This is a genomic window from Parabacteroides massiliensis (assembly GCF_900155425.1).
GTDB classification, from domain to species: domain Bacteria; phylum Bacteroidota; class Bacteroidia; order Bacteroidales; family Tannerellaceae; genus Parabacteroides; species Parabacteroides massiliensis.
Map to the genome: position 1 here is coordinate 737,428 of NZ_LT700191.1, position 23,602 is coordinate 761,029.

The 23,602-nt window shown below is 45.4% G+C and carries 19 protein-coding genes and 3 tRNA genes; 12 read left to right on the forward strand and 10 right to left on the reverse strand.

Annotated elements, in window-relative coordinates:
* From murI to ribD, 8 genes are all read right to left on the reverse strand, one after another.
* Window positions 1–834: a glutamate racemase gene (gene murI / locus BQ9893_RS14040; RefSeq protein ID WP_075966602.1), complete on the reverse strand. Its 834-nt coding sequence runs from the start codon at window positions 832–834 to the stop codon at window positions 1–3.
* 139 nt (window positions 835–973) lie between these two features.
* Window positions 974–1,471, reverse strand: a complete 498-nt coding sequence (locus BQ9893_RS14045; RefSeq protein WP_075966603.1) for an OmpH/Skp family outer membrane protein — start codon at window positions 1,469–1,471, stop codon at window positions 974–976.
* 74 nt (window positions 1,472–1,545) lie between these two features.
* Window positions 1,546–2,061, reverse strand: coding sequence for an OmpH/Skp family outer membrane protein (locus BQ9893_RS14050; protein WP_075966604.1), 516 nt, complete (start codon window positions 2,059–2,061; stop codon window positions 1,546–1,548).
* 24 nt (window positions 2,062–2,085) lie between these two features.
* On the reverse strand, window positions 2,086–4,776 hold the full coding sequence (locus tag BQ9893_RS14055; protein WP_075966605.1) for a BamA/OMP85 family outer membrane protein: 2,691 nt from the start codon (window positions 4,774–4,776) through the stop codon (window positions 2,086–2,088).
* A 14-nt stretch (window positions 4,777–4,790) separates the two neighbouring features.
* Complete coding sequence (locus BQ9893_RS14060) at window positions 4,791–5,534, reverse strand: isoprenyl transferase (RefSeq protein WP_075966606.1); 744 nt, start codon at window positions 5,532–5,534, stop codon at window positions 4,791–4,793.
* 17 nt (window positions 5,535–5,551) lie between these two features.
* Window positions 5,552–6,271: a type IX secretion system protein PorG gene (porG, locus tag BQ9893_RS14065; protein WP_075966607.1), complete on the reverse strand. Its 720-nt coding sequence runs from the start codon at window positions 6,269–6,271 to the stop codon at window positions 5,552–5,554.
* 87 nt (window positions 6,272–6,358) lie between these two features.
* A complete protein-coding gene (locus tag BQ9893_RS14070) occupies window positions 6,359–7,783 on the reverse strand; it encodes a BamI family beta-barrel-assembly machinery protein (protein WP_075966608.1) in 1,425 nt (474 codons plus the stop codon).
* Between the two features lie 71 nt (window positions 7,784–7,854).
* Window positions 7,855–8,898 carry a bifunctional diaminohydroxyphosphoribosylaminopyrimidine deaminase/5-amino-6-(5-phosphoribosylamino)uracil reductase RibD gene (gene ribD / locus BQ9893_RS14075; protein WP_075966609.1) on the reverse strand — a complete coding sequence of 348 codons (1,044 nt, stop codon included), beginning with the start codon at window positions 8,896–8,898 and terminating at the stop codon, window positions 7,855–7,857.
* A gap of 427 nt (window positions 8,899–9,325) precedes the next feature.
* Here ribD and BQ9893_RS14080 point away from each other — a divergent pair, with 427 nt between their 5' ends.
* The 12 genes from BQ9893_RS14080 (at window position 9,326) to BQ9893_RS22570 (ending at window position 18,156) form a co-directional block, all read left to right on the forward strand.
* Complete coding sequence (locus tag BQ9893_RS14080) at window positions 9,326–12,223, forward strand: glycoside hydrolase family 2 protein (protein ID WP_075967386.1); 2,898 nt, start codon at window positions 9,326–9,328, stop codon at window positions 12,221–12,223.
* Between the two features lie 109 nt (window positions 12,224–12,332).
* Window positions 12,333–13,193, forward strand: a complete 861-nt coding sequence (gene prmC, locus BQ9893_RS14085) for a peptide chain release factor N(5)-glutamine methyltransferase (RefSeq protein WP_075966610.1) — start codon at window positions 12,333–12,335, stop codon at window positions 13,191–13,193.
* Window positions 13,177–13,668: a regulatory protein RecX gene (locus tag BQ9893_RS14090; protein WP_075966611.1), complete on the forward strand. Its 492-nt coding sequence runs from the start codon at window positions 13,177–13,179 to the stop codon at window positions 13,666–13,668. The genes prmC and BQ9893_RS14090 overlap by 17 nt, the downstream gene beginning before the upstream one ends.
* Entirely contained in the window at window positions 13,643–14,335 is a 693-nt protein-coding gene (locus BQ9893_RS14095) for a ComF family protein (protein ID WP_081415469.1), read from the forward strand. The genes BQ9893_RS14090 and BQ9893_RS14095 overlap by 26 nt, the downstream gene beginning before the upstream one ends.
* Window positions 14,336–14,471: 136 nt before the next feature.
* Window positions 14,472–15,113, forward strand: coding sequence for an orotate phosphoribosyltransferase (gene pyrE, locus BQ9893_RS14100; RefSeq protein WP_075966613.1), 642 nt, complete (start codon window positions 14,472–14,474; stop codon window positions 15,111–15,113).
* Window positions 15,114–15,119: 6 nt separating this feature from the next.
* Entirely contained in the window at window positions 15,120–15,530 is a 411-nt protein-coding gene (locus BQ9893_RS14105; RefSeq protein ID WP_075966614.1) for an SRPBCC family protein, read from the forward strand.
* 12 nt (window positions 15,531–15,542) lie between these two features.
* On the forward strand, window positions 15,543–16,880 hold the full coding sequence (gene argH / locus BQ9893_RS14110; RefSeq protein ID WP_075966615.1) for an argininosuccinate lyase: 1,338 nt from the start codon (window positions 15,543–15,545) through the stop codon (window positions 16,878–16,880).
* Between the two features lie 6 nt (window positions 16,881–16,886).
* Complete coding sequence (locus BQ9893_RS14115) at window positions 16,887–17,348, forward strand: Rieske (2Fe-2S) protein (RefSeq protein ID WP_075966616.1); 462 nt, start codon at window positions 16,887–16,889, stop codon at window positions 17,346–17,348.
* A gap of 96 nt (window positions 17,349–17,444) precedes the next feature.
* A tRNA-Gly gene (locus tag BQ9893_RS14120) sits at window positions 17,445–17,517 on the forward strand.
* A 21-nt stretch (window positions 17,518–17,538) separates the two neighbouring features.
* Window positions 17,539–17,623 (forward strand) — tRNA-Leu (locus BQ9893_RS14125).
* Window positions 17,624–17,648: 25 nt separating this feature from the next.
* Window positions 17,649–17,721, forward strand: a tRNA-Gly gene (locus tag BQ9893_RS14130).
* Window positions 17,722–18,006: 285 nt separating this feature from the next.
* Entirely contained in the window at window positions 18,007–18,156 is a 150-nt protein-coding gene (locus tag BQ9893_RS22570; RefSeq protein ID WP_374046600.1) for an Arm DNA-binding domain-containing protein, read from the forward strand.
* A 229-nt stretch (window positions 18,157–18,385) separates the two neighbouring features.
* Here BQ9893_RS22570 and BQ9893_RS14140 read toward each other — a convergent pair whose 3' ends face one another.
* Together BQ9893_RS14140 and BQ9893_RS14145 are read right to left on the reverse strand one after the other, a co-directional pair.
* Entirely contained in the window at window positions 18,386–19,816 is a 1,431-nt protein-coding gene (locus BQ9893_RS14140; protein ID WP_075966617.1) for a RagB/SusD family nutrient uptake outer membrane protein, read from the reverse strand.
* 16 nt (window positions 19,817–19,832) lie between these two features.
* Window positions 19,833–23,000, reverse strand: a complete 3,168-nt coding sequence (locus BQ9893_RS14145) for a SusC/RagA family TonB-linked outer membrane protein (protein WP_075966618.1) — start codon at window positions 22,998–23,000, stop codon at window positions 19,833–19,835.
* Window positions 23,001–23,602 lie beyond the last annotated feature (602 nt).

The window sequence follows — 23,602 nt, forward strand, 5'->3', positions numbered from 1 at the left end:
TCAATCAATCGAAATTTGTTCCACCTCCACCGGATGGCTCAGGAAGACAGAGGCGGCATCGGAGAATTTGGCGGCGGATTCGGTGGTCAGGAAACGACAACTCCCCTGCTTTGTCAAACGGGCATCCATTTCGGGATGGCGGTGCAGGTAGTCGACCAGGCTTGCTGCCACATATTCGCCTTGCGAGAATAAAGTGATCCCTGCGGGCAAGCATGTTTTGATCTTTTCGATCAGCAGCGGATAATGCGTGCAACCCAAGACGAGCGTATCGATCTCAGGATCGGTTGCCAGAATATGTTCCAGATGCTTCCGTACGAAATAATCCGCTCCAGGCGAAGCAAATTCATTATTCTCGACCAGCGGGACCCACATCGGACAGGCTTCGCCCGTTACCGTCATATGCGGAAACATCTTCTTTATCTCCAATGAATAGGAGCCGGAGGTGATGGTTCCGTTCGTCCCCAAAATACCGACATGCTTGCTCTTGCTGATCTTATCCATCAGTTCCACCGTCGGACGGATTACGCCCAACACCCGGCGGGCCGGGTCCCACTGCGGCAAGTCGCGCTGCTGAATCGTGCGCAAAGCCTTTGCCGACGCTGTGTTGCAAGCCAGGATAACGAGCTGGCACCCCTCATTGAAAAGCGTCTCCACGGCCTGCCTTGTAAAACGATACACGACCTCGAACGAACGCGTGCCATAAGGAGAACGGGCATTATCTCCCAAATAAATATAATCATATCCCGGCATTGCTTCTCTGATCTTATCAAAAATGGTAAGCCCTCCGTAACCGGAGTCGAAGATACCGATCGGGCCTGGTGCTGATGAAAACATGGAAGAAGTTTTTAATTTATAATTCAGGCACGGATCATACGGGAAACACGGGAAGAAAATCCGTGAGAGTCCGTGTAATCCGTGCCTAAAAATAGAATAGCGAGAAAAGGCTTCCTCGCTATTTTATGATTGCTAATTATTAGTTGATACCCAACTTAGCTTTTACAAACGGAGTCGCATCAACTGCAGCGTTACCCTGATAAAGAACAATCTGCGGATCCAGGATATAGGTATATCCTTTTTCGTCACCGACAGCTTTGATTGCATTTCTCAGTTTGTCCTGGATCGGAGTGAACAGTTCACCTTGCTTCTTCTGGAAATCCTGTTGGGAAATCTGGATGAAGTTCTGTGTACGTTGTTCCATATCCTGCAATTCCTGCATTCTTCTCATTTTGATATTTTCCGTCAACGAATCCTGTTGTGCGATAAAATCGGAATACTTCTTATTGTATTCGTCCTGCATCACCTGCATTTCGTTTTTATATTTGGTTTCCATATCAGCCATCTGTTTTTGCATAGTTGCAAATTCCGGCATAGCCTGGATCACATCCTGCGTATTCACAATCGCAATCTTAGATTCTTGAGCAAAAACGCCCAACGGGAGCATCATCAACAAAAAAATAATCAGTTTCTTCATTTTTCTATAAAAATTATTACTTGTTATTAATCATATTCTTGACTTGCCTTATTAAAGCGCACAAATATAAGCATTTATTTTGAATATCCTAACTTTATCAGGACTTCATCGCTTATATCGATCTTGGGAGAAGCAAAAATGATATTCCTCGACGATGCCCGATCCATGACCATCTGATAGCCTTTATCTTCGGATATTTCCTTCACGGCATTGTATATTTCATCCTGTATCGGATTCATCAAACTTGCACGTTTCTTGAACAGTTCGCCTTCGGGACCGAAATACTTACGCTTCAGGTCTTGGGCTTCCTGCTCTTTCTGGACGATCGCTTCTTCACGTTTCGACTTCATCTCGGCAGACAGGAATACAAGATCGCTCTGGTAAGTCTTGTACATGTTCTGCGCTTCCTGCTGGATGGCATCCACTTCGTTCTGCCATTTTTTGGAGATTTGGTTCAACTGTTCATTCGTCATTTCATAAGCCGGAATATTTTTCAATATATATTCCATATCTATTAAAGCAAACTTTTGTGCGTGCCCTGCAAACGAGCAGAGGAACAGCAGACAGCTCAAAGCAATAATCTTTTTCATACACATGTCATTTTATAGTTTTACTTAAAATTCCTGTCCGATGATGAAGTGGAAATTGCTACCGCCTCTCTGGGAGCTTCCGTCAGGACGGTCGAAACCGTAAGCCCAGTCGATACCCATCAAACCGATCATCGGGAGGAAGATACGAACACCGACACCGGCAGAACGTTTCAACTGGAACGGATTGAAATCCTTCAGATCTCTCCAGGCATTACCTGCTTCTACGAATACCAGGCCGTAGATCGTTGAAGACGGTTCCAGCAAGAACGGATAGCGCAACTCCATCGACAGGCGGGAGTAAGCATAACCATACGAATTGTAGCCTCCGTTACCGGCGATACTTCCGTTTTCGTATCCTCTCAAACCGATCGTTTCGGTTGCATAGGTACTGGAGTATCCACTCATACCGTCGCCACCCATATAGAAGGTTTCAAACGGCGATTTCTTATACTTGTTGTATGAACCCAAGAATCCATATTCGACACGCGACATCAACACCGGTGTGCGTTTCACTGTCAGCGGAGCCAGCGGAGAGAATATCTTCGCTTTGAATTTCCATTTATGATATTCGATCATGCGGAACTTGGCTTCGTCCTGGTCGCTCATATTCTTGTAGTCCTTGCCGTCCCACAATGACCAAGGCGGAGTGGCGGCTACCGAGAACATGAACTGTGAACCTCTACGTGTGTACAGCGGGTTGTCGATAGAGTTACGCTGCAGGTTCAATTCTAAGTTGATGTTATGGCAGTTTCCGTTATTTACCAAGAAGTAATCCCAGTCTTTCATCATATACAACTGGTAGTTCAAAGTCGCCATAAACTGGAAGTAGTCATCCGGCCAGTTCAAACGTTTACCGTAACCGGCAGAAAGTCCGAACATCATGATTGATTTATCCGGGTCGTAGGCCAACTCATAGTTGCCGTAATTGCCATAACCGTAACCGCCATAACCGTAGCCATAACCGCCGTAGCCGCCATAATAAGGATAGCCACCATAGCTGTAGTACGGATTATAGCCATAGCTGTTATTACTCAGGTAATTACTACTGATATCCGTCTGTTTGGAGAAATAAGCGCTCACGGACAATGTATTCGGTCGTTTACCACCGAACCACGGGTCCATAAACGAAATGCTGTATGCCTGGTAATAACGTCCGTTTGTCTGGCCGCTCAGCGTCAACGTCTGTCCTTCGCCCTGCGGGATAATACCTTTATAGGTACTCGGGTTCAGCAGGTTCTTCATGGAGAAGTTCGTAAACTTCAAACTCAGCTTACCGATCACACCTGTTTGTCCCCAACCGGCAGAGAACTCGATCTGGTCGTTTGCCTTGGACACGAGGTTGTACTGGATATCCACCGTTCCGTTATCAGGATCGGGTATCGGTTGCGGTACCAGGTTTTCCGGGTCGAAATGTCCCATCTGCGCGATTTCACGGGTTGAACGCATCAAGTCTTCACGGCTGAACAACATACCCGGCTTCGTACGGAGTTCACGACGGACGATATCTTCATACAAACGGTCGTTACCGTTAATGATCACCCTGTTGATTGTAGCCTGCGGGCCTTCCTGTATACGGATTTCCAAAGAGATGGAGTCGTTTTCGACATTCACCTCTACCGGATCGGCTCCGAAGAAGATGTAACCATTATTATAATAGATATTGGAAACGGCGTCATCATCTGTTGTCAAACGCTCATTCAGTTTCTTCTGGTTATATACGTCTCCCGGCTTCATGCCCAAAATATACAAGAGCTTCTCGGTCGGTTCTTTCGTATTACCGACAAAGTTGATATCTTTCAAGTAATATTTGTCGCCTTCTTCGACCTTCAGGAAGATATCCACACGTTTATCATTGTAGTTCACTACACTGTCTTCCACAAGGACGGCATCGCGATACCCTTTCTCGTTATATTTCTCGATAATGTGTTTCTTATCGTTTTCATATTCTTCAGTCGTGAATTTCTTCGTACTGAATGCTTCCAGGATACTGCTCTTCCAGTCGTTATACAGGCTGAACTTTTCGTTTGTCTTCTTCATCGCCTTTTTCAAGTCGCGGTCAGACAACGCACTGTTCCCTTCGAAATGGATCTTGTGGATTTTTGTTTTTTCGTTCTTATCGATGTCGATGTCCACGATCACTTCGCCTTCATGCGCGATGTCGTCTTTCTGGTGGATCGCGACATCCACATTCTTAAAGCCTTTTCCATCGAAAAACTTCTTGATCAGCGTCGTCGCACGGTCGATCAGGTTAGGTGTCACCTGATATCCTTTGCGCAGCCCCAAACGTGTCTCCAGTTCCTCACGTTCCCCTTTCTTGATGCCATGATAGTTGACTTCCGAAATACGCGGACGCTGCTTCAGCCGGATTTCCAACCAAACCTGATCCCCTTCGATTTTAGTCGCCAGAATCTTTACATCCGAGAATAGTCCATGTTTCCAGAAACGTTTTACAGCATCTGTAATCGCTCCGCCCGGCTCAGGTATAGTAATCTCATCTCCTACCGACAAACCGGAAAAGCCTATTAACACGAAATCATCATAATTCTTAATCCCTGTCACCTTGATATCCGCAATTTTATACTTCTTGGGTGGTGACGAATAGGATATGACCGGCACTTCTGCCGGCTCTTCAACCTTGGTAGTGTCAGTTTCCTGAGCAAAAGCCCCGAAGGCAAATCCCAGAAAAACAAAAAACAGCACTATTCTTTTGTACATATAACAGCTATTGTTTATAAGATTAATTGCTCACTTGTCTTACCGAAGCGCCGTTCACGCTGCTGGTAATACAATATAGCTCCATACAACTCTTCTTCTCTAAAATCCGGCCAATACACATCGGTAAAGAAGAATTCGGCATACGACAACTGCCAAAGCAGGAAGTTGCTGACGCGTTGCTCTCCCCCGGTACGGATCAACAAATCCGGATCGGGAATACCTTTGGTTGTCAGGTGATCCGAGACGACAGCCTCGGTTATATCGTTGGGGTTTATTTTCTTCTCCACCGCCTCCTTGGCCAGGCGTTTCACAGCTTCGGTTATTTCCCAACGGGCCGAATAACTCAAAGCCAATATGAGCGTAACGCCCGTATTGGCCGAAGTCTGTGCGATACAATCCTGCAGGGTGGCGTATGCATCTGCCGGCAAACGGTCCAGATTGCCGATCGCCATCAGACGGACATTATTTTTCATCAGGTCGGGTGTTTCGCGATGGATGGCTGCAACCAGCAGACTCATCAACGCCTGAACCTCCGCTTCCGGACGATTCCAGTTTTCCGTCGAAAACGTGTACATCGTCAGATATTTCAAACCCACGGCTGTAGCAGCTTCCACGACTTTACGGACAGACACAACGCCCTCCTGATGCCCGTAGCTTCGGTCTTTTCCCCGCGCTTTGGCCCAGCGTCCGTTGCCGTCCATTATAATCGCCACGTGCTGCGGCAATCGTTTTTTATCTATTTGTTCAATCAGCGACATAGTGTTTTCATCTATAATTACTGTATATTATCTATATTCTTCGCGTTGTTGCAAGTCCTGCATCGCGGACCGAAATCCCAGGTGACCGTGAACAACAAAAAAGAATACCAATCTTTATTCTTCAAGAAACTACCTTTCATATGGTAGGGATCATCCAGAAACGCATTGCTATCGTCCGTCACGTCCAGACCGTCGCCAAACAGTTTGCGGAACGAGAACTCGCATCCCAGGTTAATCCTATTCTTAACCTTGTATTTCAAACCCACACCGAGCGGGATATTCGGACCGGCAAAAGTCTTCCCGCTACCCGGCGCCACCGTCACACCCAATCCCATAAAAATATAGGGAGTGAAACGTTTTGCGTTTGAATACGCAAATTTGTCACTATACGGAAAGAAGTTGAACTCCATTTGTCCGCCCAGTTCGATCAGGCTCCTGTCGAAAGAGCCTTGTGCCTGATCCGGGAAAACATTCTCCTGTCCTTCCGTCGTGCCTGAAACCTGCCCCCACATCAAGTTGCCTTTGAAAGCCCACCTGAAATTGGCATTATACCGGAAAACAGCTCCGAACGCGGGATTCAATCCCTTAAAAAATGCATTCTTGTTGACATCGCCCATATAAAAGGCTCCGCCCGCCATTCCTCCGATCTCGTATTTATATTCTTGTGCGTGAAGACCGGTCATACAGCCGGTCAAAAGGACTAATATGAGTATGCGCTGAAAGAAAGTTGAAGTCATAATCGTTTTCTGTTATAATCTATACTTTCTTTTCTAACGCCGAATCGCTCATAAAATTATATGCCCCTCCACGAACTTTCTTTATGCTTAAAAACCCAGACGGTTAATACGACCGCGCCAGATTTGGTTCAAAACATTCGAACTATTGGTCTCTTTTCCGCCGAAAAGATACATATAATTATCCTTATCCACATAGATAGAAGAGAACCCTCTTGCCTTGAATTCCGGTGGCATTACGACCAACGTGTCCGAGACGCTCCAGTTTACGCCGCCGTCACGCGACAGGTAAATGTCTGAAGAGGCTTTGCCTGCTTCATCGATGCCACTCAACAGAAACATTTTATCGTCATATTCCGCTACGGCGACACCTTCCTGCTTATCAAAAGGTGCAGCTTCATCGTCTGTCAGTTTCGCCCAGACTTTTCCGTTCTCCGTCGACCAAGCCGTATTCGTGAGTCTGTCATCCTTGTCTCTTCCGGCTACCACCAGCAGGCGGGCACGATACATTGAATTATAGGAAAGGCTACCGAAACCGATCAAAGGGAAACCTTCATTCAGGAGAGTGCCTTCGTTCCATTCTTTTGCTTCGTTCATATATCCGTAAACGAGCGTGCCATCCTTGTCGATAACCGCGCTAAGGGCTGACGGTTGCTTGCCGGCTGCCGTAAAGTCATCGTCCACATCGATAACGCCTAAAAGGGCTTTTATCACCGGAGTGTTTTCAACAGCCGACCAATTCTGGCCATCGGCCGAACTATAGAGAACGCCTTTCGTCGTAACGGCATAAAACGCATCTTCATAAGCGGTAATCTGGGACAAACGGATTTCTCCGGCAGGAAGGCCCGACACAGCCAGCTTCGTCCAGTTCCGACCGTCCGTAACAGCCGAACGGTACAACTGGTAGCCTTCGCTTGCGTTTACAGGCTGCGTATACATATAATAAGACTCGTCATTCCCTTCTCCGAAAACAACGACTTTTTCTTCTTTGACAGCACCGTCCGTAATATCTTCTTTGTAAATGTTCCAAACCATCGAATCGGGTACGACCTGGTGGATATTGACTTGTGCGAGGTATGCTTTTGTGGTTTCACCGTCCCATAATGTGTTCACGAATTTAACCGGTTTGGAAAAGTCCAGCGAGTCTTCCAGATTCCAATAAATCGTATCACCGACCGCTTCCTGCATGACCTGACAGGTATATACCGTCGAAGCCAGCTGAACTTTACAGATCACCTTTTCATCCAACTTCGTCCCATAGGGCATGGAATCTATATTGAAGATACGCCCGGTTAACTGGTCTATCGTAAAAACGACATCCTCAAGTTCCGGGATAGAATCACTCGACAAAGAAAAAGATAGAATCTGACAATCTCTACTCAGCTCATATTGCGTATCATCCGAACCCAGACAAGACGACAATAACAGAGCACAACATCCGGCTATAAACAGTACTATTCTATTTTTCATCAAAAAATAAGTTTGTTGCATATAAAGGCACAAAAGTAGAAACATTTTTTGCTTTATACCTCATATAGGGGAATATTTATAATATTTTAGTGTCGTTACGAATTATAAAGTTCATTTTAAACCTTTCGTTTCCAAGTTTCCAACAGATGTCCGCGTCGTTGTTCCGAGCCAACCAGCACACCCGATACGACAGGTGCTTTTACCCCCGCACCCAAAGCGATCGGAGCCGTTTCAACCCAGACCTCGTCCCACAAGCCTGCGTCGAGGAAACTTTCCAACAGTTCTGCGCCTCCTTCAACCATCAACGAATTCAATTTCTGTACATATAAATATTGTAAGACTTGCGGCAAGACTTCCTGCCCGAAATCGACTCGTACGTACTCGACATTCGGTCGGCTTTCGGCCTCAACTGCTGTAAATACGACCGTACGCACCGTGCCATCCAGCAAATGCGAACCGACCGGCAACTTCAATGTCCGGTCGAGAACCACCCGGACCGGAGAATGGCCGGTCCAATGCCGCACGGTCAGCGACGGATTGTCCAACAACGCCGTACGCGTCCCGACCATAATGGCCGCCACTTCGGAACGAAGCCGGTGAACCCTTCGGAGAGTCTCGGCGGAAGACAGAAGCACCGGGGGTTCGGAAGCATCCGCCCGACAGACATCCATAAACCCATCTGCGCTCTGTGCCCATTTCAGGTAGATATAAGGACGTTTCCGTATCTGGAATGTCATGAAAGCGGAATTCAAGGCACGCGCCTCTTCTTCCAACACTCCTGTCACGACTTCGATTCCTGCCTCGCGCAGCATGCGTATTCCCCGTCCCGACACCTCCGGAAACGGGTCCAAAGTACCGACCACGACACGCGGAATACCTTTCTTTATAATCAATTCCGCACAGGGCGGCGTCTTTCCGTAATGGGAACAGGGTTCGAGGCTCACATAAATAGTAGAATCCCGCAGGAGCGCTTCATCCCGTACCGAAGCAATCGCATTCACTTCTGCATGCGCTTCGCCGCATTTGCGGTGAAATCCTTCTCCTATGATCTTTCCTTTATGCACAATCACCGCACCGACCATCGGGTTCGGAGCCGTATAGCCTTCTCCTCCCCGCGCAAGCTCGATGCAGCGAGCCATATATTTCTCTTCAACAACCATCTTCTATTACTTTTTAGTGCATACAAATTCTTAGTGCATACAAAGGTACAAAGATTGTAAAAGACAAGCAGGAAAACCCAAAAAGTTTCACCACAAAAAAACTTCTGAAACAAAAGTTTCACCCATTTCCCCGTTCTGAAACTAAATTTTCCCCGGGAGAAACTTTTGTTTCACCAAGAAGAAACTTTTGTTTCATCCGCAGGAGGCTTTTGTTTCGATATTTTCAAAAACTTCCGTATATCAGTAAAACAATGAATTTTGACACAGTTTTGTTATTATACCTGTAGTTCCGATTTTGATGTATTTCTTGCAAATTAGTTCCGAATAAAAGCCTTATGTTTATACGATAGTCGGGGCCGGGGAAAAAGAAATGTCGTTTATTTGCAAATATAAATCGTATCAACCATTTAAACACAAAATACCGGATATGAATATAAGAAAACTATTTCACTTACTGGTTTCAGTTTTATGCCTGCAGTCTGTTTGTGCTGCGGATTTCACCGTTCCGCGTCTTTCTCCTTTACCGGCAAAGGTAGAAAAGCAAAAAATATCTTTAGCCGGAAATTGGCGGTTTAACCCTTCTCCCGAAAAAGAATTCTGGAGAAAAGAAAGTGTCAGCAATTGGAAAAATATAGAGGTTCCCGGTGAATGGGTGATGCAGGGCTTTGAAGTCGAAAAGGGGAAAGCGGCCGGTTATTTCCGCACGTTTGCTATTCCTTCAGCTTGGAGTGGACAACAGATCAAATTGCGTTGTAACGGCATATACAGCGACAGCCGGATTTATATTAACGGGAAAGAGGCTGGTTCCCATTTAGGTGGTTTTACGGCTTTTGAATTGGATGTGACGGATTTGGTACAGGTAGGCAAAGAAAACCGTATCGCAATCTCTGTCATTTCGGAAAGTCTTGCCGATTCGACATCCAGCGCTTCACAATACGCCGTTCATCCGTTGGGCGGCCTGACAAGAGACCTTTTCCTTTTTGCCTTGCCCGAGGTGAATCTCTCGATGTTTCATGCCAGTACTTCTTTCGATGCTTCTTATGTCAATGCCATATTGAAGGCTGATATTGAAATAACAAATGAATCATCTGCAGCATCTTCCGGCTTATCCCTTCATTTCACTTTGAAAGATGCGGATGGTAAAGAAATACAGTTGAAGCAAAATAGTTGTCCGGTTCAAAGCATAGCCGCAGGAGCGACTAAAAAAGCAGAAAAATCCTTTGATATCGTAATGCCGGAGAAATGGGATTCGGAGCATCCTTATCTATATACTTTCACCTGCCAGTTAAAGGAAGGGGAAAAGGTATTACATGAAACCATGCGCCGTATCGGTTTTCGCCAAGTGGAGGTTCGCGGGAACCAGATGTTCATTAATAATATGCCGGTAAAACTTCGCGGAGTATGCCATCATGAAGTCATGCCGTTGCAGGGGCGTTCCGTGAATAACGATATGTGGCGGAAAGACGTGGAACTGTTCCGCCGTGGAAATGTCAACTATTTCCGCACCTCTCATTATCCACCCGACGAAGCCTTGCTGGAGGCTTGCGATGAGTTGGGAATGCTTGTAGAAGTGGAAGCCCCTTTCTGTTGGGCTCACAACACGAATGTACCGGAAGAGATGCACGATGCCGTATTAGTCAACCAACATGTCGAGATGGTGAACCTGAATCGCAGCCATCCTTCCGTTATTATGTGGTCGATGGGGAACGAATCGATGAAGTTTGCCGAATATTTCAAAAAAGCATCCGAGACTGTGAAAGAAATAGACCCGACACGTCCACGTATCTTCAGCCAGTGGGGACCGGATGCAGATAACGGCGAACTGGAAGTAACCAATCATCATTACCCCGGACCGACCGGACCGGACAAATACCGTAACAGTAAACGCCCGGTCACTTTTGACGAATTTTGTCACCTGAACGCTTATAACCGCCTGGAACTGGCTGCCGACCCGGGGCTTCGTAGCATGTGGGGACCTTTGTTGGATAGAATGTGGAATGATATGTATCATAGCCAGGGGGTGTTAGGTGGCGCAATCTGGGCAGGTATCGATGATACTTTCTTTTTACCGGGCGAACGAGCTGTCGGTTACGGGACGTGGGGACCGGTAGACGGTTGGCGTCGTGAAAAACCGGAATACTGGAGTATAAAAAAAGCATACAGTCCGGTAAAAATGAAACTGAAAGGGAATATGACAGAGAACGGTTCCGTACATTTCCATGTAGAGAACCGCCATAATTTCAGCAATCTGTCGGAATGTACGATCGAATGGAAAGCTGGAGGTAAAACAGGCAGAGTAACAGCAGACATTGCTCCCCGTTCGGAAGGCGAACTGGAAATCAAACTTCCGGAATCTTTACGACAGACGGAAACCATGGAGTTGACAGTAACCGGCGTGCGTGGGTTTGTTATTGACCAATATCGCTTTCGCATCCTGCCTGAATATGAACAGCCGGTACAACATTTGACGGGAGAACTTTCCTGGCAAGAAAAAACGAATCAGATCGAGATTGAATCTTTAGGCAGACATTTCACTATCGATAAACGCAACGGACTGTTATCTGCCGAATGTAACGGGAAGACCGTTTTGCATCAATCGCCTTCACTGATGGTATTACCTCTGAACGGCGAAGGTGAAGGTATTCAGATGGTGGGAAAAGACCAGAAGTTCGAACCATATAATCCTGTTTGTGAGAATTGGCTGGCCCGGTCGGTCACTTTCATTCCTGGTGAAGAAGTCGTTTCCGTAAAGGTGAAGGGAAGCTATAAAGAAGCAGAAGGCATATTGGAATATTGTTTCCACAAAAACGGAGAAGTCATTTTTACTTATAACTTCACGATGCTTCAGGATATCTCACCCCGGCAAACCGGATTGGTCTTTACGTTATCCCCTTCTTTTATACATTTAAATTGGGAGCGCAGAGGTTATTGGACCGTATATCCCCAAGACAACATAGACGCACTAAAAGGAGAGGCTGAGGCGTTTGACAAATCTTTACCGATATCCGGTTTGGCCGGTCCTTCCAAACAGCCGTCAAAACCATGGTCGTATGACCAGACGGCAGCTGGTTCAAACCTGTTCCGTTCTACTAAAGAGAATATTTATCGAGCTAACCTGAAGAGTAAGGACGGCAATTCTGTAACCGTCGTTTCCGATGGCACACAATCAGTTCGCCCTTGGATAGAAAAAGAGGTTGTCCGCTTATTGATAGCCGATTATAATAATCCGGGAAGAGAGAATTTCCTAATTCCTCATGCTGAAAAATGGTACAGGCCGCTTAAAAGAGGAGACAAGATCGAAGGGGTCATTAAACTGATCTTTTGAAATGCCGGGGCAAGACTTTCGATCACAAAACATGTTTTAACTGGAATTCCGGCAGGGTTGCCCCGTATATCAGTAAAGAAATCCGTACTTTTGCAAAAAATATATTTGCATGACTGGAACCATCGCATACATCAAGAAATCATTGAAGGAGCTATATCCGCCTTCCGAGGTCAGCAGCTTGGTTCGTTTGATTATGGAGCGGGTTTGCAATATCCTGCCGCATCATTTTTTATTTTGTAAAGACAAAGAATTGTCCGAAAGCGAAAAAAAAAGGATTCACGAAATCGTCGAACGCCTGAAACAAATGGAGCCAATCCAATATATCTTAGGCACGGCCGATTTCTACAGCCTTTTGTTCGAAGTGAACCCGTCCGTCCTGATTCCGCGTCCTGAAACCGAAGAACTGGTCGAACGGGTCATTATCGACAACGCTGATAAGAAAATCAAGATATTGGATATCGGTACAGGCAGCGGATGCATAGCCGTCACGCTGCGGAAACATCTGAAAAAAGCAAGTGTGATTGCAGCGGACATTTCAGCGGAAGCACTCGCAACCGCCCGCAGGAATGCCAAGCTCAACAACGCGACGATCACTTTTATCCAGACGGACATTCTGAATCCGGAGAAAGCCGAAGCGGACATTCCGTTCATCCTGGACGTTATTGTCAGCAATCCGCCCTACATCAAGGAGGAAGAAAAGAAAGACATGGAGAAGAACGTGCTGGACTATGAGCCGCATCTGGCACTTTTCGTCCCGGACAACAATCCGTTGCTCTATTATTGGCATATCGCCCATTTCGGAAAGAAAAAACTAAAAAAAGACGGTCTCCTTTACTTCGAAATCAATGCAGCATGCGGCAAGATGGTTGTCGAGATGCTGGAAAAAGAAGGATATAAGGATATCGAATTAATCCAAGACCTGTCGGGTAAGGACCGGATCATAAAAGCACGCAATGAAACAGATCAATGAGTCCGAGATGCTTCACAAGGCAGCCGCCTACTGTTCTGCCAGCGAACGTTGCATCCAAGACGTAGAAAAGAAAATCAAAGCAGCGGGATTGACCGGAGAAGAAAGCGACCGGATCATCTCCCGCCTGCTGAAAGAACGCTTCATCGATGAAAGCCGCTTTGCACGCTATTTCGTAAACGACAAATTGCGTTTCAACAAATGGGGACGTATCAAAATCAATTACGAAATGCAACGGAAAGGCATTCCATCCGATGTCCGCTCGAAAGCATTGGCTGACATCGACGAACAGGAATATCGTTCCATCCTCCTTTCCATTCTGAAAAGCAAAAAGAAAACGACCCGCGGGAAAGACGATCGGGAGGTTTACACCAAGCTCCTTCGGTTCGCTGCCGGACGTGGCTTCGAAACAAGGGAGACAAGCCGCTGTTTGAAACAACTGTTCAACGGGAATGATTATGAGGATGATTTTGAATGATCTCCTGAACTTGTTCTACCCCCGCCTCTGCCTGGTTTGCCAAACTCCTTTGGTGAAAGGGGAAGACCACATTTGCCTGCTTTGTTCGAATCATTTGCCCTATACGTATTTTACGGACATGAAGGATAATCGGGTCAGCCGGCTTTTCCAAGGGAAAGTGCCTTTTGTTGCCGCCACCGCATTGTTCTATTTCCTGCAAAAGGGAAGCAGCCAAAAGTTGGTCCATTCATTAAAATACCATGGGAACAAGAAACTCGGATATGAACTGGGACGTTTGGCGGTTACAGCCTATCGGGAGTCAGGATTGTTCGACACCGTCGATCTTCTCCTGCCGGTTCCGCTCCATCCGAAGAGGATGAAGCAAAGAGGTTACAACCAGTCGGAATGGATCGCACGAGGCATCCAATCCGTCACCGGAATCGCAATCGACACCTCGTCCTTGTCACGCATCAAAAGGACCGAAAGCCAAACCCGCAAACAGAGATCCGAACGGCATAAAAACGTAGAGGGCATCTTTCACCCCAGCAATGCCGATGCGTTGAAAAACAAACATGTTCTATTGTTAGACGATGTCATTACGACCGGTTCCACCATTGGCGCCTGTGCAGAAGCGATAAAAGACATACCCGGTATCCGGATCAGTATTTTAGGCATAACCGTAGTATAAACCAGCATGAATCGGCACGGACTCACCCTAAAAATGTTGTACAATATGTCCGGCTCATTTTTTTCAAGAACTACAAGGTTATCTCATTCCCTTTATCTACCTTTGCGAACTGATATAAACATATTTATTAGGTTGTATGAAAACACTGGAAAGATTAGTAGCAGAGAGATTATTAAAGATTAAGGCGGTCAAATTACAGCCAGCCAATCCTTTCACATGGGCATCCGGTTGGAAATCACCAATCTACAACGACAACAGAAAGACACTTTCCTATCCGGAAATCAGAAGTTTCATTAAACTGGAACTGGCTCGCACTATCAGCGAAAAGTACGAAAATGCCGATGCTATTGCCGGTGTTGCAACCGGAGCTATCGCCCAAGGCGCATTAGTAGCCGACCTGTTGGGCCTGCCGTTCGTGTACATCCGTTCAACCCCTAAAGATCATGGACTGGAAAACTTGATTGAAGGCGAACTAAAACCGGGTTCGAAAGTAGTGATCGTAGAAGATTTGGTTTCTACAGGCGGTAGCAGTTTGAAAGCCGTACAGGCTGTTCGTAATTTCGGCTGTGATGTTGCCGGCATGGTTGCCATCTTCACATATGGTTTCCCCGTTGCAGTTGAGGCTTTCAAAGAGGCAAAAGTAACGCTGACGACTCTGAGCAACTACGACGCAGTCCTGGAAGAAGCATTGCGCACAGATTACATTGACGAATCCGAAGTTGCCGTTCTTCAGGAATGGCGTAAAGATCCGGCAAACTGGAATCCTGAAGCAAAGTAAGTAGAAATGACTGAATTTGTAAGTGAAGTAAAAACGATCCCCTTCAACGAGGATCGTATTTTTAATGTGCTGTCCGACCTCTCCAACTTGGAAAAGGTGCAGGACCGTATTCCTCAGGATAAGATTAACGATTTCGAGTTCGACAAAGACTCTTGCAGTTTTTCTGTCGCACCGGTAGGTAAGATAACCTTCCAGATCGTGGAACGTGAACCGAACAAGACGATCAAATTCACGACTACGAACTCTCCGGTTCCCCTGTTCCTCTGGATACAGTTGAAACAGGTAGAAGAAAACGACACGCGGATGAAAATAACCGTCCGTGCCGAACTGAATCCGTTTATCAAACCAATGGTATCAAAACCGCTGCAGGATGCGATCGATAAAATATCGACCATATTGGCATCTCTGCCTTATTAATTATATTTTTTGATGGCTCAGAAACTTTGGGAAAAGAATGTTCAGGTAGACCAGGAAGTGGATACCTTTACGGTAGGCAAAGACCGTGAGATGGACCTCTATCTCGCCAAGTACGATGTGCTCGGTTCGATGGCTCACATCACCATGCTGGAAAGCATCGGACTGCTTACCAAAGAGGAACTGACGGTCCTGCTTGCCGAACTGAAAAATATCTATGCCGTTGCCGACAGCGGCCGGTTTGTAATTGAAGAAGGCGTGGAAGACGTCCACTCGCAGGTGGAACTGATGCTGACACGCCGCTTGGGCGACACAGGGAAAAAGATACACAGCGGACGTTCACGCAACGACCAGGTGTTGTTGGACCTGAAACTGTTCACCCGCGCACAGATACAGGAAATCGTCGAACTTGTATCAGCCCTGTTCGAAGTGCTGATCTCGCAAAGCAACCGCTATAAGGACGTGTTGCTTCCCGGATATACGCATTTACAGATTGCCATGCCGTCATCGTTCGGACTTTGGTTCGGCGCCTATGCCGAAAGCCTGGCCGATGATTTGCAGATGATGCAGGCTGCTTACAAGGTTTGCAACCGCAATCCGTTGGGCTCTGCTGCCGGATATGGATCTTCTTTCCCGCTGAGACGCCAGATGACAACAGACTTGCTTGGTTTCGACTCGCTCGATTATAACGTCGTTTACGCCCAGATGGGACGCGGCAAGATGGAACGCACCGTCGCTTTTGCCATGGCGGGTATTGCAGCCACTCTTTCCAAACTGGCTTTCGACGCTTGCATGTTCAACAGCCAGAACTTCGGTTTCATCAAATTGCCGGATCAGTTCACGACAGGTTCCAGCATCATGCCGCATAAAAAGAATCCGGACGTATTCGAGTTGACACGTGCCAAATGCAACAAATTGCAAGGATTACCTCAGCAGATTACGTTGATCTGCAACAACCTCCCGTCGGGCTATTTCCGCGACCTGCAAATCATAAAGGAAGTTTTCCTTCCCTCTTTCGACGAGTTGAAGGACTGCCTTCGCATGGTTACGCATATGATGCGGGAGGTGAAAGTGAACGAACATATCCTGGACGACGACAAATATGCCCTCCTCTTTAGTGTAGAGGAAGTAAACCGCCTCGTTCTGGAAGGCGTGCCTTTCCGTGATGCTTACAAGCAGGTCGGATTGAACATCGAAGCAGGTAAATTCACTCCGGTCAAGGAAGTTCACCATACGCACGAAGGAAGTATCGGTAATTTATGTAATGACCAGATTTCCGTCCTGATGCAAAATATAGTGGATGGTTTCGCGTTTAATAGAGTAAACGAAGCTGAACGACAGCTATTATCCTAATAAACGATGAAACGATTTTTATTTTGCTTACTCGTATTGTTGGTCTGTTCGTGTTCCAAATTTGAGGAATCGGACATTCCTTACGCACCGGTATATCTGAATATCGATTTGAGGTTCCAAGACAAAGACTTAGTAGGCATCTATAATCACAAATCCATCACCAAAGCCCGTATTGCCGGAGAAAAGACCGGTTATTCGGGCGTATTGATTGTTTGTGGAATCGATTCGTATGGCAACACGACATACTTTGCTTTCGATCTTTGCTGCCCTCATGAAGCAAAAAGAGACATTATCATCGAACCCAACAATGCCGGTACGGCAACTTGTCCCGAATGCGGAACGGAATTTGATATAGCTGCTTATGGTGGTACCGGAGCTCCGGTAAAAGGAGTCTCCAAATATCCTTTAAGAAGATATGCAGTCTCTTCCAATTCGTCCGGAGGGCAGGAATGGGTCGTGATAAATTAAAAAACGCAGGATCAAACGTAACTTTTTTATCCAAATATTTGCAGAAACAAAAATTTCATCTACCTTTGCACACGCAAACGAAAACAATGTAACAACGCGGAAGTAGCTCAGTTGGTAGAGCATAACCTTGCCAAGGTTAGGGTCGCGGGTTCGAGTCCCGTCTTCCGCTCATCTCTTAAGAGAAAGGGATGCTCGAATGGTGGAATCGGTAGACACGAAGGACTTAAAATCCTTTGGCCATTGCGGCTGTGCGGGTTCAAGTCCCGCTTCGAGTACACATGTTTGAGCAACACACATTTTGCGGAAGTAGCTCAGTTGGTAGAGCATAACCTTGCCAAGGTTAGGGTCGCGGGTTCGAGTCCCGTCTTCCGCTCGCTTCCAAAAGGCCTCGTTATTCTCAGGAATAGCGGGGCTTTTTACTTTATGTATCAATTAGTTAGTACTATAATTACTCATAAAGAAAAAGCGATTCTCAAACATCCAAATAAGAGAATACAAATAAAGCACCTTTTCATCATTAAACACGAAAAAGATATTTGTATAATTCTAACCGTCTTATCTGATTTGTAATTGTTCCAACAAACAAAAATCCTTTTAACCGTTAAAATTCGCTGTTTTTACTCATTTGTGTAAACCACTGTGTAAACCAAAAACAGAGATGAATGCAAGTCTTAATGTACTGTGTTACACATCAAAAACACTATCTAATGGAGAACACCCAATCATGATTTGTGTAAACCAGAATCGAAAAAGAAAATATTCCAGTCTGGGAATATCAATTCAAGCCAAATTAAAACTGGCTCAATAAACATATAAGAAATGAGTCGGGTATGAAAAGTATCATATAGAGCGAGAAGTGGCAACTGCCATACTACTATCGTCAGGCAATAAAGCATTAGATAAAAGCAATCAGGGCCTGTATCACTACAGACCCTGATTTTCTAATAAATGTGTGTCTATTTATTAGGTATTGGGATATTCCCATATTATTAGAACTACAGCTTGATAAAAAATGCTGAAGTTTCTCTGTAATACATTTACAACGGATTCTGCTCCATCAACGGATTAGAATCTATTTCCTGTTTCGGGATCAAGAACAGAAGCTCCTTTGATCCTGCTTCAAAATAGCCGGCTTTAGACCAAAATGTTTCATTATGTCCTTTGTTGCGTCTATCCATAGCAATATTCAAACGCTTGATGTCAAATAACCGGAATCCGTCTCCCCAGAGATCGCAACGACGTTCCATCAAAATATGCTGGATCAGGGCTTCACCCGTCACAGTCGGCTTTTGAGCTTCCGGATCGCGATTTTTAGTCAGTTCGAAAATGACCTCTTGCGCTTCCGCATCCTTATTCTGGCGAGCTAAAGCTTCAGCTTCGATCAGATACATTTCTCCGGATTTCATGTAGATGTAATCATTCGTCCATTCTCCGAAACCAGTGAACTTATAACCTATGCGGTCTTCATCGAATACTTGTTTACGTTGGTCGCTGTCGGCCATATAGTTGATAATTTCAGTACTACCCAACTTGAAGCTGCCCAATGATGCATATCCTCCGAAATTCGGATCCACTTGCGAAAAGAAAGAAGCATAACTGGTTTGTTGTTCGTCGATTAAAACGGCTCCCCACATCCATTCGCTATCGTTCGAGCTATTCCAGCCGTTTTTGTAATTACTGGTCAGGGGATAACCTTGTCGAGCTTGATGCGCCATATCGACAGCTGTTGCCCAATCGCCGGTTGTCAAGGCAAAACGAGCTTTAAGACCTTGAGCGACACTTAAATCAAGATGCGATTTATTAGGACGGGATTCATCCGATTCGGCCAGTAATGTCATCGATTGATCAATATCTTTGAAAATCTGTTCATATACCGCTTCGACTGTAGAACGAGGCTTGGCTTCGCCACTATTGTCCAAAACCAAGGGAACTCCCAATTGGGTATTGCTTCCATTATAATCATACCAATAAGCAAACATTTGTACTAACTGCCAATAAGAATAGGCCCGATAAGCATATGCCTGTCCCTTGATATTTTTAACTAAACTTTCGTTCAATGCAGCATCGGAAGCATTATCGATATTTTCCAGGAGCAGATTCACATTGTCTATAATATCATAATAATACGACCACGCAAATTCCAAATTTTCGGAATTGATATTCCGGTTATCCAAATACTGATACCAACCTACGAACCAACCGTATCCACGTTCCAACTGCAGGTAATCGTCTCCCATAAAATCGATAATAATATCTATGGACTTTTGTCCGAATCGTCCATGATTATCATAATACGCATATGTGGAACGATGAATTCCGTTAAGTGCCGTTTCCGCACCATTGACAGTAGAGAACAAACTTTCGTCCGTGACGCTGTTAGTCGGAACTCTCTCCAGATACCCTTCACCACATCCCGTAGCGATCAGCAGGGATGTAGCCAATATGATGGAAGCTATTATTTTTTTCATTGTTTGATTCATGTTTTTAGAATGTTACGTTAATACCTAAGCTCACTACACGATTCGGTACATACGTATAATCCGACGTACCGTTAAAACTCTGCTGCGGGTCCATACCTTTCCGCTTACACAACAAGAACAGGTTATCACCGGTCAAGAAGACTTTACACCCCTTCATATCCAATTTATTCTGGATAGGTTTCGGCAAAGTATAAGAAAGCGTCACGTTCTTCAGTGCCAGATAGCTGGCATTGACCAACCAACGTGAAGAAGCGGCATTGGCAGCCGGATAGCTATTCTGCAAACGAGGCACATCCGTGATATCGCCCGGTTTCTGCCAGCGGTTCTTGATATCCGCAGACCAATGCGTACCAAAAGATCCCGGATGCATCAAACTTGCGTAATTAGAGTCATACATCTTGCCTCCGATCTGATAACTGAAGAAAACGGACAAATCGAAACCTTTATAACTGAAGCTGTTCGTGAAACCGCCATACAAATCGGGAATAGCATCGCCCATATAATAATAGCCGGCTGCATTCTGGTCTTTTGTCGTTTCGCGGCCGGTCACATTACCATTGCCCTCTTCGATATCTTTATAATACAGAGCGCTACCATCTTCAGGATCGACACCGGCATATTCCCGTAACCAAAATTCATAGATTGAATGGCCTTCGGAAAGTTTCTTGGTTCCGTTAATGATTTCTTGTGGATTGCCGTCCGAGTCTTTCGGCATCTTTGTGATCTTGTTTCTAAAGAACGTTGCATTCAGATCCAGGCTCCAACGGAAATCGGATTTTTTGAAAATATCGAATCCCAACATGACTTCCAATCCCGTGTTGCGCATCGTCCCGATATTCTGCCACATATATTCGATACCGACAGACTGCGGTTTAGGGGCTTTGAACAACAGATTGCTGGACACGCGGTTGAACACGTCTATCTCGCCGCGAAGGAAATCGAACAGAGCCAGCTCGACGCCTACATTCAGATTAGAGTTCTTTTCCCATTCCAGTTTTTTGTTCAAGAGCTGACTATGGACAGCTCCGTTCAGGTTCCCGTTGTTTTTGTCGTCGAATGAATACAAACTCTGCCATCCGAAATAAATCGGGTCTCCCCATTCATCCAGAATATTATCGTTTCCTTGCTGTCCGTAAGACGCTTTCAGTTTCAAATTGTCAATCCATGTATACTCCTTGATGAAATCCTCTTCACTCAAACGCCACGAAGCTCCCAACGACCAGAATGTACCCCAACGGGCATCCTTGTGGAAACGGGATGTTCCATCATAACGGAACGAACCGGACAAATAATACTTATTGGCATAATCGTAATTGGCCTGGAACAGGTAACCTTCCAGACTGTATTCGTTCGTATAGGAAGTCGAACCTTCTGCAACGGAACCGGCCACGATCTCTGTCGTCGGGATGGTAAAACCCGTACGGGTAGCTTCCAAATAACGATAGGTGTACATATAGTTTTCATGTCCGCCCAATAATGCCAGGTTATGATTTCCGAAGGATTTGTTCCATGTTAAAATCTGGTTGAACGTATATGAATTCTTTTTGATATAGTTCTTGGTAGAACGACCGGAGACGCCTTCCGCATCACCATACATATTGTTCTGATAGGTTGTCTTATAGTCATTGCTGATATCCGTATTACCGGAGATTTTCAATGTAAAATCCTTCAAGAACTTGATTTCAGCCGAAACACGTGCCGAAATCATATTACGTTCCGTTGAACGATCGTCAAGAGGCAATGTCACCATCAAGTTTGAATTAGGCGCATATTGGCGTGTATGACCGGCCCAGGCATAAGGTGAAGAACCGCCTCCCATATCGTACATCGGATCGCCGTTGCCATCTTTTACGACTTGGCCGTTACCGTCATATTGATAAACAGGATAGATCGGGGCCATCATGCGTCCGTAATAGAACGGGTTGGTCGTATAAGTGCCTTCTGCCAGAAAGCCGTTTTGGTTGGAAGTCGCACCAGACAAGCCGGCATCCACTTTCAACCATGAATTAATCTGGCTCGTCAGACCGACACGTCCTGTGAAACGTTCGAAATCGGACCATCTCACCATTCCTTCTTCGTTCGTATAGGAGGCAGAAGCGAAGAACGTCGAATTCTGAGTTCCTCCATTTACCGAGACATTATATTCTTGGCGCAAAGCAGTACGTGCCAGTTCTTTATTCCAATCGTCGTTATACAACAAACGCGCATTCGGGTTCAGTTTGCCATCCGCACCGATCAGTTGGTCATTGGCAACGTTATAGCTGTTATACCCACCCAGTTTGCCAACGATGCCATTCTTATCTCCTCCACTGGCTACTGCAGCCGCCTGTTCATGAGTATAACCATTGTTGTTTACCAACGCATTGCGCCAGCCTTCCCACATCAGTTCATAATATTCGCCGGTACTCACACGGTCATATTCCGGGATGGCACGTGAAACGACACCCAGATTGACTTTTGCATTCAGTTGTACCTTTCCGGACGTTCCTTTTTTTGTCGTGACCATAATCACACCGTTTGCACCACGAGCCCCGTACAGGGCAGCAGATGTTGCATCTTTCAAAACGGTAATGCTCGAGATGTCTTCCGTATTGATCGTACTGATGTCACCATCAAAAGGAGCACCGTCGACAACATACAACGGATCGTTCGAGGCATTAACCGAACCAACGCCACGGATATGGATTTTCGCATTATCCCCCGGCATACCGGTGCTTCCTGTTACCTGAATACCAGGAGCCGCTCCTTCCAAAGCCTTTGTCAACGAGGCTGCTTGAAGGTTTTCCAGTTTTTCCGACTTGATATTGGCGGCCGAACCCGTGAAGGATGATTTTTTTGCAGTCCCGTAAGCGACAATCATCACCTCATCCAACTCCGTCAAAGCAGTGTTTAAAACTACGCGCATCATGTTTTGAACCGGGACATCCTTCCCCACCATTCCGACAAAAGAGAATGTCAATACTTTGGTTGCATTGGGAATCTCCAGAGAGAAAGTCCCGTTTACATCCGTTACCGTACCGATGGTCGTACCTTTCGCCATTACAGAAGCACCAATAATCGGTTCATTGTCTTCTGCAGAAATAACAATGCCCGTCACTTTCCTCGTCTGGGCAATCACCATGCCGATCCCGACTAAAAGGAATAGCATTACTAATGTTAACTTTTTCATCATAGACACCTTTTTTTATTTGTGAATATATTTTTATCGTAGTCTCAGCAGAACTACGTCAACCCATTTATCCTTTTATTGCAAATTTATGTACATACAGATGTCCGTTCTGAAAAGAATTTTAATGTATCGCCTCTTATTTTTATGAATATAAATTGTGTTTTCGATATTTTTGTTTAAATTGCGCCCGTTTTCAGATATATAGCCAAGCAAAGAGATGCTCGTGTCATGTAATACATATTACAGATAAATAAAGTTTCCTTGAGAACTTTCCTTTTATTGGTTAAAGCTAAAGTGATATTATTAAATATTTTACATATATAATCTCGGCAAAAACAGTAATTGATAAAACTTGAATTGACGTAGTTCTGCTGAGACTAAGTCATATCTTCTCTATTATAAAAGTCTTGTCTTGCACATACGAATCGGCTTTTTCTTCTTTATTTTCTTTCTGTTTTTCATCTATAATCTAAAAATGACACATAAAAGCACAATGCATCCACAGCCTTTTTTCAGATTTCTTTGTTTCATTCCCAAACAGACAACAAGAGAGTTGTTGTCTGTTTTTAAGCAAACGCTACAATCCACACTCTATTTATCAGAAA